Consider the following 14,172-nt stretch of genomic DNA (forward strand, 5'->3'; position numbering starts at 1 on the left):
AATGCGAGGAGCAAGGGGATTGGGATCAGAAGAAACGTCCTTTTTGATGCTTTTCTGAAAGAAAAAGCATTATGGCGCCTCGAAGGTGCCCAGGAAGAGGGGGAGGGCCCGCTGGGTGTCCACAATGGCAAAGACGAAGGGCCGGTCAAAGGTGAGGACCTTGGGCTCGCTGACAGGGGCGGCGGCGCCGCAGGCCATAACGGCGGCGGTATAGGCGGCGGCGGTGGTGCCCTCCTCATCCACCCGGAAATAGGTGCCGTGGAGGACCTGGCTGAGATAGAGGGGCGGGGTCTCCACCGTGCCCATGGCGGAGAAGTCCGCGGCGTCTGGGTTGAAGGCATCCTCCAGACCCATAGCCTGAAGGGTGCTGCCTAACTTGGTCTTGTAGTCCAGCTCAAACCGGGGGAGGGCCAGGGATACCTCGGTATCTGTCCCGCCAGCCAGAAGGGCCTCCAACGTCTGGCCGTCCAGGCCGGCCAGACAGGCGTCCAGATCGCTGCCCTCCTTGGGGAGCAGGGCCAGGAAGGCCAGACGGCCGTCCTGATAGGGGAGCAAAACCCCCTCAGCCTGGCTGTTTTCCAGGTAGCGCTCTGTCTGGGTGCCGTTGCGCATCAGATCCACCTTGCCGGTGGAGCCGTCGGCCAGGTAAAAGTCCCGATCTTTGGAGGTGATCGCCGGGTCAAAGGAGCTGACCCACTTCCCCTCAAAGTAGACGGCGTTTACCAGGGCCATCACTGTGTTGGTGTCCAGGGGCCCAATGGCGTCCTTGATATAGCCGCCGGTGTGGGTCTCAATCCACTGGTTGATCTGGCCCACCGTGCCGGATTTGGTGAAGTCGGCCTCAAACACGCCGGTCTGATAGGTGTCAGTACACCGGCTGAGGAAGGAATCCTCCGCCGTCAGCCGGGGGTCGATCCACAGGCTGTCGGCGATGGTGAGCTTGGTGTCCCCCTCCAGCGCGGCGTAGTCCGCCAGCAGAGAGGCACAGTTGGCGTTGAGGGCGTCCAGTCCGGCGCCCCCGGCCAGAAGGCCGTCAAACTGGGTCAACGTGTCCCCGGCGGCGCCGTTGGCCGTCATGGACAGGGCCAGCAGCACGGACAGGGGGGAGACGCAGGTGTTTTCCCCCGGCTTCCCCGCCGAGCGGGCGCGGCGGAGGAGGTCCAGGCCGAAACCGGCGGCGGTACGGTCCAGATCCGGATCCTGCGCCGCCGTCACCGCCGGGAGGGAGGCCTTGGGCTGGAGGGCCTTGGCCCCGGCGGCAGCGCCGCAGCCGGTCAAGGGCAGGGCCAGCGCCAGAAGCAGAGGGAGCAGAGACGTTCTTTTCATGATAATATCCTCCTTTTTGCGTTTCAGCAGACCGATGAACTTCTTTCCGATTGCTTTTTAGACGGCGTGTGTTGTAAAATGTTCCCGGCGCCGCAGGGCAATTTAAAGAATTCTTAAAAGAAACCCGCTGCCGGACTTAAACTTTGGCGGGTAATCTGAGTACAACGACAGAGAGGGAAGCTGACATGTACAATATTTTAATCTGTGACGACGACCGGGACATTGTCTCCGCCCTGGAGATCTACCTGACCAGCGAGGGATACGGCACAGTCGCGGCCTACGACGGGCTGGAGGCGGTGAAGCTGGCGGCGGAGCGGGATGTCCATCTGATTCTGATGGACGTGATGATGCCGGGACTGGACGGTATTCGGGCCACGGCCAAGCTGCGGGAGACCACGAACATCCCCATCATTCTCCTCACCGCCAAGAGCGAGGACAGCGACAAAATTCTGGGCCTGAACATCGGCGCGGACGACTACATTACCAAGCCGTTCAACCCCATTGAGGTGATTGCCCGGGTGAAAAGCCAGCTGCGGCGTTATACCACCCTGGGAGGGCGGAAAAAGGCGGAGGGGTCCAATACGCGGCTGAGCAATGGCGGCATTGCCATAGATGACGCCGCCAAAACAGTAACCGTGGACGGAGAGGCAGTCTCTCTCACCCCGCTGGAGTACAACATTCTGCTGCTGTTGATGAAGCACCTGGGCCGGGTGTTTTCCACGGGGCAGATCTATGAGCAGGTGTGGAACGACCCTTCTTTGGGTTCGGAGAATACCGTGGCGGTCCATATCCGGCATTTAAGAGAGAAGATTGAGATTGACCCGGCCAATCCCCGCTATATCAAGGTAGTATGGGGACTGGGTTATAAGATGGAAAAAGTCTGACAGACAGAAGAAATGAGGTGACGCTATGGGGCGGCTGACAGGGCGTCCGGTCCTGCGGGGATTGGCCATGGCGCTGTGCATTGTGTGCGCGGTGGCGGCCTTCTGGTCCGGTGCTGTAGTCGTGGGGCGGTGGGACGATCTGTGGTCTGGGGGCGGCTTCTACGAGAGCGGCAGCATCCAGTCGGTCCATTGGGAGAAGGTGGGGCTGCTCCAGGATGGGATCGAGCTGCGGCTGGAGAAGGAGTGGGGACGGCCTCTGGACTACCTAACCCAGAACCGGCTGGAGGAGATCGAGGCCTCCCTGGACCGGGAGCGGACCAATCTCCGCTTCCGTGTGCTGGACGAGGCGGGAAATGTGCTGTGGAGCAACGCGGCGGCGGGGGAGCTGGAGCGCACGGCGGATCGGCTCAGCGGCAGCTACTACCATAGCTGGAATCCCCTGTCAGACCAGGACAAAATCTACTGGCTGGAGCGGGAGGAGAGGTACCGTATCCTTCGGGTTCAGACGGAGGCCGGCCCGGTAGAGTACCAGCCCAGCGATGAGGCGGCGGCGGAGTACGCCCAGTACGGCTACACCTACAACTTCAGCAACATGGCATGGAGCTATGATCCGGAGTTGGATATCCGGGGCCACCGGGCGGGGGTGGTGCTGGAGTCCGGCGTGGTCAGGCCGCTGACGGCGGCGGACGAATTTCAAACCGCCAAGGAGGCGTATGAGGAGATTCAGGGCTGGCTTACGCCGCTGCTGGCGGTGGCAGTGGCTGCCCTGACCGGGGCCGCGGTGCTGCTGATCTGGCTGTGCAGCGGGGCAGGCGCGGAACCGGATGGGACAGCCAGCCTTCGGGGGCAGGACCGCATTCCCCTGGAGTGTTATCTTATGCTTCAGGCGGTGGCTTTCTCCGTACTGCGGTCAGCGGGGGACCCCATTCTCTTTTATCTGAACGGGGGCAGCGGCGGGGTGCGCCTGGTGGTGGGCCTGGGGACCCTGTCGGTGGCGGGGGCAGGACTGGTTCTGGCTTTGTGCCTGACGCTGGCAGCCCGGGTACGCAGCCGTATGCTGCTGAAAAATACGCTGTGCTGGCGGCTGTGGGCGGCGGTGACGGGCTGGGCAGCGCGGACGGCGCGGCACTGGCCTGTCACCCGGCGGGCGGTATGGGCCTTTGCCCTCTATTTGACCGGCACCTTTGTCACCTCCTTCACCGTGGTGCTCATCCCCATCTATCAGGGCGCGGTGCTGTGGGCGGTGTGCCGCTGGGTGCGGCAGTGGAGCGCCATTCGTGCCGCCACAGCCCAGATTGTGGGGGGCGGCCCGGAGGTGAAGATTGACACGCGGGGGATGTTCTGGGACTTGCGTACTCATGCCGAGCAGCTCAACGACCTGGGCCAGGCCATCACAAACGCGGTAGAGGGGCGCCTGAAGAGCGAGCGCTTCAAGACGGAGCTCATCACCAATGTGTCCCACGACTTAAAAACCCCTCTGACTTCCATCATCAACTATGTGGATCTGATGAAAAAGGAGGACATCCAAAATCCCAAGGCCAAGGAATATTTGGAGGTGCTGGAACGGAAGTCCCAGCGGCTGAAAAAGCTCACCGAGGACTTGGTGGAGGCGTCCAAGGCCTCCTCCGGCAGCCTGCCGGTGAATCTGGCGCGGCTGGAATTCGGCCAGCTTCTCCGCCAGGCCATGGGGGAGTACGAGGAGAAGTTCCAACAGGCGGGGCTGACGGCAGTCATCGGCGGGGCGGACAGCTCCACCGCCGTGCTGGCGGACGGGCGGCACCTGTGGCGGGTGATTGACAATTTGCTGGGCAACTGCTGCAAGTACGCCCTGCCTGGTACCCGGGTCTACCTGGACCTGGAGCGGGACGGGGAGATGGTGGTGCTGGCGGTGAAAAATATCTCTCAAAATCCCCTGAATATTCCGCCGGAACAGCTGATGGAGCGCTTTGTCCGTGGGGAGGCCTCACGCACCACCGAGGGCTCGGGTCTGGGCCTGTCCATCGCCCGCAGCCTGACGGAGCTCCAGCATGGGACCTTCCGCCTGTCCATCGACGGGGATTTGTTCAAAGCGGCAGTGGCCATGCCCGCCTGTCCAGCGGAGCCTCCGGCCCTTCCGGCGGCGGAAATATGAAAACGAAGAGGCATACTCAGGTAGAGTATGCCTCTTCGTTTAGGATATCAAAAAACGCAAAATTTGAAGGCTTTGGAGGGATGGTGTGAAAGGGAACCGTCAGAATTCCCCCAAGGTGAATTGCCCCGAAGGGGCAGGAGAGGGCGGCCTGGACCGTTCACGTCCAGGCAAACCAGTCTTCAGAACTTCAATAAGTTCTAAAAACTGCGCTCTGCGGCCTCTACCACGTGGCCCACCAGCACACAGGTGGTGACGGAGCCCACGCCGCCGGGGACAGGCGTGATGGCGTCCACGACTGCTTCGGCCTGGTCAAAGGCCACGTCGCCTTTGAGCTTGCCGTTTTCATCTACATTGATGCCTACGTCAACCACCACCTGGCCGGGGGAGACGAAGGAGCCGTCCACCACGCCGGCCCTTCCGGCGGCCACCACCAGCACCTCCGCCTCCCGGCAGACGGCGGGCATATCGGCGGTGCGGGTGTGGCAGATGGTGACGGTGGCGTGCTTTTGCAACAGGAGCATGGCCACCGGCTTGCCGACCACAAGGCTGCGGCCGACGACTGTGACCTTTTTTCCGGTGAGATCATAGCCGTAGTGGGCCAGAATCTCCATACAGGCCTGGGCGGTGCAGGGGGGGAAGCCCTGCTTGGTGCCGGCGAAGACCCCGGCCAGAGAACCGTCGGTAATGCCGTCCACGTCCTTGGCGGGGGCTAGGGCCCGGCGGACGGTCTCGTCATCGATGTGTTTGGGGAGGGGGCGGAAGAGCAGACAGCCGTGGATGCCGGTGTCCCGGTTGATCTGGTCGATCACGTTGAGCAGCTCCCCCTGGGTGGTACCCGCATCCAGCACGAAGTGGCGCACCGCCACGCCTATCTTCTCACAGCGCTTCATGGCGCCCCGTTCATAGCTGAGATCGTCCTCCCGAGTGCCTACTCGTACAATGGCCAAGGTGGGGGTAACGCCCTGCTCCGTCAGCTTGCGGGTCCGCTGGACAAGGCTGTCGTTCAGGGCGGCGGCAACCTCTTTGCCAGACAGAATGGTAGCCATACTAAATGTCACCTCTTCCTTTATTATCCGTGGAACCGGGCGGCCACGTTGGCAAAAATGGCGTCGGCCAGGGGGCAGTACCGATCCAGCATGGCGTTGGCCTGGCGCTCCAGCTGTGCGGCTTTGTCCCGGTCGGCCATGGACTTGGTGTTGATGAAGACGTTAAGGCTGGCCCCCTGAAGGGCTGCCTTGCAGCATACTGCCCCTACGCCCACATCGGAAATGGCGATGGCGGAGCCCATACGGGCGTAATCACTGTGAAGGTCAATCGCTTCGCACGCCGCGCGCATGATATCCAAGGGGACGGCGCAGGCGGCGTCCAGCGCCTGGGCCATGACCTGGGCCTTATGAGCCTTCTGCTCCTCGGTATCCTTGGGCAGGCCATAGGCCCTGGACAGGGGCTCAAAGGCCGCGGCGTCTGCGGCCACCAGATCCACAAGGCGCTGGCGCAGGGCGGCGGCTTTCTCATCCAGGGCGATAACGTCGGCCTCTACATCGGCGTATTTTTTCTTGCCCACAGTGAGATTACCCACCATATTGCCCAGGGCGATCCCGATGGCGCCCACCAGAGCGCTGGCCCCGCCGCCGCCGGGCACCGGGGCCTTGGAGGCCAGCGTGTCAAGAAATTCGGTACAGGTCTGTGCTGAGAGATCCATAATAACCCTCCGTTCTATTTTTCAAAGGATGGTTGTGTACACAGGTTCTAAACCCTATCATAACTGACCAGTTTAGAAAATGCAAGATCCGATGGGTCAAAACAGGAAAAAAGATGGAGGGATGGGGAATAATGCAATATAAATGCCGGCAGATTATGCGATTTTTCAATAAAATAAAACCGCTGGGACAGAAAATCTGCCTCAGCGGTTTGCTGTTTTTTAGAAATCCGCGCTGCCAACGGTGCGGGGGTGGGGGAGAACATCCCGGATGTTGGAGATGCCGGTGAGGTACATGACCATGCGCTCAAAGCCCAGGCCGAAGCCGGCGTGCTTGCAGGAGCCGTAGCGCCGCAAATCCAGATACCACCAGTAGTCCTTAGGGTCCATGCCCAGCTCCTTGATGCGCCCCTCCAGCAGATCCAGCCGCTCCTCGCGCTGGGAGCCGCCGATGATCTCGCCGATGCCGGGGACCAGGCAGTCGGCGGCGGCCACGGTCTTTCCGTCGTCGTTGAGGCGCATATAGAAGGCTTTGATCTCCTTGGGGTAGTCGGTGACGAAGACCGGCTTCTGGAAGACCTGCTCGGTGAGGAAGCGCTCGTGCTCGGTCTGAAGGTCGGCACCCCACGATACCTTATAGTCAAATTTGTCATTGTTCCTGGCCAGCAGCTCCACCGCATCGGTGTAGCTCACCCGCACAAAGTCGGAGGAGGCCACGTGCTCCAGCCGCTGGAGCAGGCCCTTGTCTACGAAGGAGTTGAAAAAGGCCATTTCGTCGGGGCACTTGTCCATTACCGTGCGGATGATGTGCTTGATCATGGCCTCGGCCACATCCATGTCTCCGGCCAGATCGCAGAAGGCCATCTCCGGCTCGATCATCCAGAACTCGGCGGCGTGGCGGGTGGTGTTGGAGTTCTCCGCCCGGAACGTGGGGCCGAAGGTGTACACGTCGCCGAATGCCATGGCGAAGTTTTCCGCGTTGAGCTGGCCGGAAACCGTCAGGTTGGCCCGTCGGCCGAAGAAATCATGGCTGAAATCAACAGCGCCGTCCTGGATGCGGGGGGGATTGGCCAGATCCAAGGTAGTGACCTGGAACATCTCGCCGGCGCCCTCGCAGTCGGAGGCGGTGATGATGGGGGTGTGGACATAGACAAAGCCCCGGTCCTGGAAGAAGCAGTGAATGGCGTGGGCGGCCACGCTGCGCACCCGGAAGGCCGCGGAAAACAGGTTGGTCCGGGGCCGCAGGTGGGCGATGGTGCGCAGGTACTCTACGCTGTGGCGCTTTTTTTGCAGGGGATAGTCGGGGCTGGAGGCCCCCTCAATCCGGATGGACTGCGCCTTGAGCTCCAGGGGCTGCTTGGCCTGGGGCGTGAGGACCACAGTCCCAGTGACCTGGAACGAAGTACCCACGTTTGCCTTGGCGGTCTCCTTAAAATTGTCCACCTGGCCGTCGGCAAAGACCACCTGGAGATTTCGGAAGCAGGAGCCGTCGTTCAGCTCCAGAAAGCCAAAGGTCTTCATGTCCCGGATGGTGCGGGCCCAGCCGCAGACCGTGACGGTCTGTCCGTCCAGCGCCCCCTGATCCGCGAAGATCTGCGCAATCGTGGTACGTTTCATAGTGTTCAGCTCCGTTTCTAAGGTATGGAAAGAAGGCTTCAAATCTTAACGATTTGAAGCCTTCTTTTTATGGTGGAGATAAGCGGGATCGAACCGCTGACCTCTTGAATGCCATTCAAGCGCTCTCCCAGCTGAGCTATACCCCCATATCCGATTCAGCACAGGGCTCCGTACCGAACGAATGTCATTATAGCGGGACAGCGTCAGCTTGTCAAGCCTTTTTTGAAGAAAAGCAGCGCAAAATATTTTCTGCGCATTCCCTGGCCCCGGCGGGGGAAGCGGTCAGCGCTCCCGGAGGATGCGGCGGCTGCCCCAGCAGGTGGCCAGGAAGTAGGCGCCGTAGACCAGCAGAATAAACAGGGCGGTGACGGTGCTGCTGGCCGCAGCGTCCAGCCGGCCGATCTGGGAGATGACGTCGTTGGCGGCCCGCATTCCCACAATGGAGTGGACCACGGCCAGGGACAGAGGAAGGAAGAAGTAGAGGAAGACCTGGATATCCACCGAGCGGCCCCGCATTTTTTCCTCTGCGCCCAGCCGGGAGAGGACCTGATAGCGCACGCAGTTGTCCGCCGCCTGGGACAGGAGCTGGAGGGCCAGCACCGCCGCAGAGGTCACCAAAAAGATGATGCCCAGATAGAGCCCGATGAAGAGGAAGAGCATTTTGGTGCCCATCTGGGACCAATAGATGTCCAGCCGGCTGTCAATCATGTAGCCGTAGCCCCCCTCGTAGTCTTCCCCCACCAGATCCTCATGGGAGAAAGAGACAGAATGAAAGGCTGCGTCCAAGGTCTCCTTGTCGCTGCCGGGGGGATAATTGCCCACAAAGAGGATGGAGTCCACCTTGCGGCCGGCCGCGGCGGCGTCAGGGAGAATGACCAGGGTGTTGTAGGTGCTGCTGCAGGTGTAGAGCATGTCGTCGCGGAAGGAGGCGGGGTCGGCCTGATAGGAGATGCCGTCGATGACAAGGGGGGGCTGCTGGACCTGAAGCTGGGCGCAGGGGTCGTCGCGGGAGCCGCTGAGCACGCCGTAGCGGTCCCCGGCAAGGTCGACCCCCTCCTTGCCCTGGAGGGCCATGATGGTGTTGAAGTCGCTCTGGGCAATGGCGCCGAAGAGCTCGAAGGAGGCGGGGTGGCCTTCGTATTCCACCGTCACCGGCTTGCAGTTGATCCGCAGGAGGTTGATCTGGACCCGCTGGGGGAGGTTTTTCTCCGCGTCAAAGCCCTTTCGTGTTAAAAGAGAGGCGAAGTCCGTCTCACAGGGTTCGTCGAGGTAAAGTTTGATGGAGATGTCGAAGGGGGAGTCCTTGGCGACGCTGCCGGCGATGGTGTTGTTCATGCCCACCGCGCAGCCGGTGATGCCGATGGCCAGCAGCAGCATAAGGCAGACCACCGTCATGGACAGGTAGTTGGTGTTGATATTGGAGTTGAACTGCCGCAGGATGAACATATTCATGCCGCTGTAGTAGAGCTTTTTGCTGCTCTGGCAGATTTGCAGCAGAAAGCCGGACAGGGAGCGGAAGAAGAGCAGCGTACCCAGGGTGCCCAGCGCCAGCATCAGCCAGAAGCCGGAGTCGATTTGAAGCAGCCCCCGGGTGAGCAGCATCCGGTAGGCGGTGGCCAGCAGTATGACGCTTGCCGCGAACATCACCACCGCCGCGGGGAGGGCGCGCAGCTTCAGGCTTTGATTGTGCCGGTTGGCCTGGAGCAGGCGGATCAGCCGCTGCCGGGCCACGGAGAAGGAGTTGAAGAGCATCACGACCAGGAAGATGACGCCGAAGTAGAGCAGTGTTTTGAACACGCCCTTCCAGGAGAAGACAAAGTGGAACTCCTCCACCGTCACCTCAAAGAGGCTGGCGGTAAAGGCGGAGAGGAACTGAGCCAGCACCACCCCCAGCGCCAGTCCCGCCCCCAGGGCCAGCACGCCGATAAAAAGGGTCTCCAGAAAGAGGAGGGCGGCGATCTTCCCCTGCTCCATACCCAGGAGCATGTAGGTGCCCAGCTCCCGCTTGCGGCGGCGGAGCATAAAGGTGTTGGCATAGAGGATCAAAAAGGCCAGAATAAAGGATACGAAGACGGACACCACGTCGATGAGCTGGAGAATGGAGTCCACCAGATACTTGTTGGGCCCGCCGTAGGCGGCCAGAGATTCCATGACCCACTGGGTCTCTAGGGAATTGAAAATGTAGAATACGCACACGCCGAAGAGGAGCGTAAGGAAGTACAAAGTGTAGTCCTTCACGCTTCGGATAACGTTTTTTCGGGCCAGCTTAAAGAACATCGCCGCTGTCACCTCCCAAAAGGGTTACCACTTGGATGATTTTGGCGAAAAAGTCCCTCCGGCTGTCGTCTCCCCGGACCAGCTCGGTGAAGGGCCGGCCGTCCTTGATGAAGAGGATGCGGTGGCAGTAGCTGGCGGTAAAGGCGTCGTGCGTCACCATAAGGATGGTGGTCTGCCGCCCCAGATTCAGGTCCTCGAACCGGTCCAGCAGCAGCCGGGCGGATTTGGAGTCCAGAGCGCCAGTGGGCTCGTCGGCTAGGACAAGGGCGGGTTGGGTAATGATAGCCCGGGCGGCGGCAGTGCGCTGGCACTGGCCGCCGGACATCTGATAGGGGTACTTTTTCAGGCAGTCGGTGATCTCCAGCAGCCGGGCGGTCTCCAGGACCTTGGCCTCAATCTCCCCGGCGGGGCGCTTGAGGATGGTCAGGGCCAGGGCGATATTCTCAAAGGCGGTGAGCGTGTCCAGCAGGTTGCAGTCCTGAAAGACAAAGCCCAGCCGTTCCCGCCGGAACTGGGCCAGCTGCCGGCTGCGCAGCCGGGTGACGTCCATTCCATCAATGACAATGCGGCCGCTGGTGGCGGTGTCAATGGTAGAGATACAGTTGAGCAAAGTGGTCTTTCCGCTGCCGGACGCGCCCATAATGCCCACGAACTCCCCGGGGTAGACGGTAAGGCTGATGTCATCGATGGCACGGGTGACGTTGCCCCGGCCGCCGTAGTACTTTTGAAGATTGGTGGCAGATAAAATCGGTTCCATATCCGTTTCCTCCTTATGGCCCTATTGTAACCGAAAGAGGGGCGGCGCGCCATCGAACTTCCTTACAGTTGGGTGACAGTTTTGTAAGGTTGCCGGCAGAAAATACGGATTGTGAAGGGTTTTACTTGCGTCTTATTTTTACACGCTGTATAATAAAAGGGGATGTTTTAGCGGGGATGAGAGCCAAAATGGAAAAGAAGGAAGTTTTTGGATTTTTGAAAACCGGGTTTTGTCCCGCATTTATTTAGATAAGGAGGGGACAGTATGTCTCTGAAAGAAGCGATTTTAGAAGAATTGAAAGAGGGAGATCAGGTAGCGCTGATCTATGGGCAGAGTCTCCAGGCAGCGGGGAGAATTTTACGCCTGACACCCAACCTAATCCAAATTGACACCGGATCCGGCCGGCCCCGGATTGAATTGGAAAGCATTTATTCCTATGACATTGTAGAGGAGGCCCAGGAAGAGCCGGCCCCGCCGGCGAAACAGTCCGCCTCCGGTCAGGAGGAGGAGATCGCCGCCGGAATCGCCCAAAGCCAGGCGCCTACCCCAGAGGCGGCGGCGGATTGGGACGGCATCCGGCGCTCGGCCCGCTCCAGCGGAAACCGCGGCGTTCAACGGGCGGTAGAAGGTATTTTAGACGCCCTGCGCTTTGCCAGCCGGCAACAGTCCGGGGGTCAGGATAAAATAAGGGATATTACGGCGCGTACACTCAACAGCATTCAGCTCTATCCGGAGGAGACAGCCCTGTTTCGCCGGGTGCTGGGAGGCATCTGCCTGCTCCGGGGGGATTTCGCCGGGGCGGAGGATCACTTTGCCAGCGCCGGGGAGTTCCGGGCCGCAGCCTACGCTGCCCAGTGGGGGGGCCGCCCCCAGGAGGCAGAGGGCTATCTGAACCGGTATATCTTGGAAAACCGGCTGTGGGAGGGGGCCCTTATCCGGCAGTACGGCGACCTGGCGGCGGCGAAAAAAGACGCCTCCGCCCTGTGGACCTGCCTGCGCCGGGAGGCCGCGCCGGAGGAGGACCGGCTGCACTGTCTCATCGACTGCGCGGTCTATCTGGCCCGCCGGGGCGGGTTCCCTATCCGCTGGGCCCGTCCAGAGGCGCTCTATTCGGCGGAAAACCTGCCTGGAATTGTGGACAGCCTGCCGGATGGGTGGCGGGCGGAAGGGTTCCAGATGGAACCTGCGCCGCCTCAGATTTCGGAAAATCCGGATCAGAGCCGCTGGCGCACCGGCAGCGTGAAGACCTATAACACCAACTGCTTCGGCTTCCTCCGGGAGGAGGACGGCGGGGACTGCTATTTCTATGTACGCCAGGTGCTGGAGGAGGATATCGACCTGCGGCAGGCGCTGTACTTCGGCCAGTGGCGGGGGCTGGAGGTGCGCTATGTCGACGGCGTGGGCCGGAAGGGCCGCAGCGCGGATGCCATTGAGCTGACGGACCGGGGCCGGGCAGAGGCCAGAAAGCGCCTGGCCCGCTGCCGGGAGGAGCATGGCCGGGAGACCTTGGAGGGGTATATTGAGTTCTACAGCCAGCACAACACCTGGGGCGTCATCCGCAGCGGGGGGACAGGCTATGGCTTCTATCAGAGCGCCGTGACGGATCCCTTCCTCCGTGCCTATCTGGATGAGCTGTTTGAGGTGCCGGAGAACATGGAGTTCAAGGTGACCTTTGCTGCGGACCTAAGCCGCGGGGGAAAGCCGGTGGCCAAGCAGGTGGCCGCTCTGGAGCCCTTTCCCGAGGAGGACCGGCAGCGGTGGATCCAGCGCCGCTACGTGAGCCAGGAGGAGGCGGAGCGGTGGCAGGCTGAACAGGCTCCGGCGGACGAGGCGCCCCAGGAGGAGATCCGCCTGCCGGAGGAGGGGGAGGACCCCTATCCGGCGCTGAATTACGAGGCGCTGGCCCCCTGGACCGGACCGCTGCATCCGGCGACGGAGGCGCCCGCCCCGGCGGCAGAGGGCGAGAGCGCCCCGGCGGAGTCCGCCGGTGAATCTCCCGCCCCGGCGGAGAAGCAGCCGTCAGAAGCGGTTTCTTCCACCCTGGACAGCGGTGTTTCAGAGAAGGCCTCTGAGGCGCCGCCGGCCGGGGAGCAGCCCATGCTCTTCGGCGGAGAAGCGGGAGAGGAGGGCGTGGATCAGCGCCCCCTGAGCGGCTATATCCAGGCGCGGCTGGAGGAAGTGGACCTGGAGAAGCTGGTCCAGGACGGCTGTGTCAAGGAAGGGCGGTTTGAGGGCACGCTGGAGGAGGCCAAAAGGGCTGTGGACGCCCTGTCTGCCCAGGCGGCGGCTCAGGAGGCGGCAGATCGGGCGGAGGCGCTGCTGGCCGCAGCCAAACTCGTGTCCCAGGTCCAGGAGCGCCATCCGGACAGCGGCCCCGCCCTAGAGGTCCTGGGTCTGGGCCGCGGGCAGATACAGCGCCTGGTTGGACAGGGCCTGTTCCTCCAGGGCGGCGCGCTGGCCGCCGCCGGACGGACAGACGGAACCCGCTTCCTCTACCTGGAGGCTTTGTCCGTGCTCAGCCGGAACAGTCCGGCCTTCGGCTGGGCCTTTGGGGGATATCTGGGCTCCTACTTCTGGCCTGGAGAGGAGCTAGAGGCCAGAGTGAAGGAAAACGGCGCTTCCGTCCAGGAGGGGTTGTCCATCCTCCAGCGGCTGGAGTACATCCTCCGGGAGGAGGGGGTCTTTGCCTTGGGCATGCTCCAGCTCACCAACGTCCTCCAGTACCGGGGGGAGCTGGGCCGGGAGGTGGAAAAGACCCTTTTCCGCTGTGAACATTATAAGGCCGTCCGCAGCCATTTCCACCGCCTGGGCATTACTGACGCAGGTCCCACGGACATCGGCTTTCTGACAGAGCTCCGCCTTGCCGCCAACCGGGTCAAGGGGGTCCATCGCAGGCTGGAGGAGCTGCTGGACGCCTGCATCCGCCGTCCGGTGGGCGGGCTCGCCCAGCGGGAGCGGCTGTCCGCCCTGGGGGACGAGAGCTGGGAGCTGTGGATGAGCCCCACCGGCTCGGCCCGCCTGCGGGAGCTGCTGACCCTGTTGGAGGAGATCAACCGGACCGGCAGTCTCAGCGACCGGAACCGCCAGGGGGAGATTTTCTCCCAGGTGCTGACGCAGCTGGAACAGCTGAAGGCGGGGATAGACGCCTGCCCCACCTATGTGTCCCACCACATCCTCCGGCCTAGGATCGTCCAGCTTGCGGCGGCGGTGGCGGCGGAGCGGGACAAGAGCAGCGCCCCTGTCCCCTCCATCGACGTGACCATTCCGGAGGACGGCTTTCACCGGATTTAGACCCTGTATCCACAACCGCGAAACGCCGGCTTATCAGGTCTTCTGCCGGACCGCCGGAGGGGCGGTCCGGTGGATAAAAGTTTGCGGCTGCCTCTTATTTTCTGCTGGCTTTGTGCCGATAGTCTCTTCGGTAGAGTAGTAGGAAGAATGATTGCGGCAGGGAGGTAATACCCGGTGGGGGGATGCGCAT

At 61.9% G+C, this 14,172-nt stretch carries 9 protein-coding genes and 1 tRNA gene; 3 read left to right on the top strand and 7 right to left on the bottom strand.

Annotated features, from left to right (window positions below):
• Window positions 1-69 precede the first annotated feature (69 nt).
• Entirely contained in the window at window positions 70-1,326 is a 1,257-nt protein-coding gene (locus D1159_RS05075) for a serpin family protein (protein ID WP_161844602.1), read from the bottom strand.
• A gap of 185 nt (window positions 1,327-1,511) precedes the next feature.
• On the opposite strand from D1159_RS05075, the gene D1159_RS05080 reads away from it, so the two are divergent.
• Window positions 1,512-2,210: a response regulator transcription factor gene (locus D1159_RS05080; RefSeq protein ID WP_161844603.1), complete on the top strand. Its 699-nt coding sequence runs from the start codon at window positions 1,512-1,514 to the stop codon at window positions 2,208-2,210.
• Window positions 2,211-2,235: 25 nt separating this feature from the next.
• Window positions 2,236-4,341, top strand: a complete 2,106-nt coding sequence (locus tag D1159_RS05085; RefSeq protein WP_243152119.1) for a HAMP domain-containing sensor histidine kinase — start codon at window positions 2,236-2,238, stop codon at window positions 4,339-4,341.
• Between the two features lie 197 nt (window positions 4,342-4,538).
• Here the strand turns inward: D1159_RS05085 and D1159_RS05090 are convergent, their stop codons facing one another.
• The 6 genes from D1159_RS05090 to D1159_RS05115 all read right to left on the bottom strand — a co-directional run bounded on the left by D1159_RS05090 (window position 4,539) and on the right by D1159_RS05115 (window position 10,691).
• Window positions 4,539-5,387, bottom strand: a complete 849-nt coding sequence (locus D1159_RS05090) for a bifunctional 5,10-methylenetetrahydrofolate dehydrogenase/5,10-methenyltetrahydrofolate cyclohydrolase (RefSeq protein ID WP_161844604.1) — start codon at window positions 5,385-5,387, stop codon at window positions 4,539-4,541.
• A gap of 23 nt (window positions 5,388-5,410) precedes the next feature.
• The gene (locus D1159_RS05095; protein ID WP_161844605.1) at window positions 5,411-6,043 is read right to left on the bottom strand and encodes a cyclodeaminase/cyclohydrolase family protein; all 633 of its coding nucleotides are present in this window, start codon (window positions 6,041-6,043) and stop codon (window positions 5,411-5,413) included.
• Between the two features lie 219 nt (window positions 6,044-6,262).
• Complete coding sequence (gene asnS / locus D1159_RS05100; RefSeq protein WP_161844606.1) at window positions 6,263-7,657, bottom strand: asparagine--tRNA ligase; 1,395 nt, start codon at window positions 7,655-7,657, stop codon at window positions 6,263-6,265.
• 70 nt (window positions 7,658-7,727) lie between these two features.
• Window positions 7,728-7,803: transfer RNA gene (locus D1159_RS05105), tRNA-Ala, on the bottom strand.
• A 136-nt stretch (window positions 7,804-7,939) separates the two neighbouring features.
• The gene (locus D1159_RS05110; protein WP_161844607.1) at window positions 7,940-9,934 is read right to left on the bottom strand and encodes an FtsX-like permease family protein; all 1,995 of its coding nucleotides are present in this window, start codon (window positions 9,932-9,934) and stop codon (window positions 7,940-7,942) included.
• The gene (locus D1159_RS05115) at window positions 9,924-10,691 is read right to left on the bottom strand and encodes an ABC transporter ATP-binding protein (protein WP_161844608.1); all 768 of its coding nucleotides are present in this window, start codon (window positions 10,689-10,691) and stop codon (window positions 9,924-9,926) included. The genes D1159_RS05110 and D1159_RS05115 overlap by 11 nt, the downstream gene beginning before the upstream one ends.
• 264 nt (window positions 10,692-10,955) lie before the next feature.
• Here D1159_RS05115 and D1159_RS05120 point away from each other — a divergent pair, with 264 nt between their 5' ends.
• Entirely contained in the window at window positions 10,956-13,982 is a 3,027-nt protein-coding gene (locus tag D1159_RS05120) for a hypothetical protein (protein WP_161844609.1), read from the top strand.
• Window positions 13,983-14,172: the final 190 nt, after the last annotated feature.

Origin of the sequence: Pseudoflavonifractor sp. 524-17 (assembly GCF_009935845.1) — a bacterium.
GTDB lineage: Bacteria > Bacillota > Clostridia > Oscillospirales > Oscillospiraceae > Pseudoflavonifractor_A.

What these genes read in the sequence shown, in the direction of transcription:
- D1159_RS05075 (WP_161844602.1), bottom strand. Translation starts at nt 1,326, where the DNA reads ATGAAAAGAACGTCTCTGCTCCCTCTGCTTCTGGCGCTGGCCCTGCCC.
- D1159_RS05080 (WP_161844603.1), top strand. Translation starts at nt 1,512, where the DNA reads ATGTACAATATTTTAATCTGTGACGACGACCGGGACATTGTCTCCGCC.
- D1159_RS05085 (WP_243152119.1), top strand. Translation starts at nt 2,236, where the DNA reads ATGGGGCGGCTGACAGGGCGTCCGGTCCTGCGGGGATTGGCCATGGCG.
- D1159_RS05090 (WP_161844604.1), bottom strand. Translation starts at nt 5,387, where the DNA reads ATGGCTACCATTCTGTCTGGCAAAGAGGTTGCCGCCGCCCTGAACGAC.
- D1159_RS05095 (WP_161844605.1), bottom strand. Translation starts at nt 6,043, where the DNA reads ATGGATCTCTCAGCACAGACCTGTACCGAATTTCTTGACACGCTGGCC.
- asnS (WP_161844606.1), bottom strand. Translation starts at nt 7,657, where the DNA reads ATGAAACGTACCACGATTGCGCAGATCTTCGCGGATCAGGGGGCGCTG.
- D1159_RS05110 (WP_161844607.1), bottom strand. Translation starts at nt 9,934, where the DNA reads ATGTTCTTTAAGCTGGCCCGAAAAAACGTTATCCGAAGCGTGAAGGAC.
- D1159_RS05115 (WP_161844608.1), bottom strand. Translation starts at nt 10,691, where the DNA reads ATGGAACCGATTTTATCTGCCACCAATCTTCAAAAGTACTACGGCGGC.
- D1159_RS05120 (WP_161844609.1), top strand. Translation starts at nt 10,956, where the DNA reads ATGTCTCTGAAAGAAGCGATTTTAGAAGAATTGAAAGAGGGAGATCAG.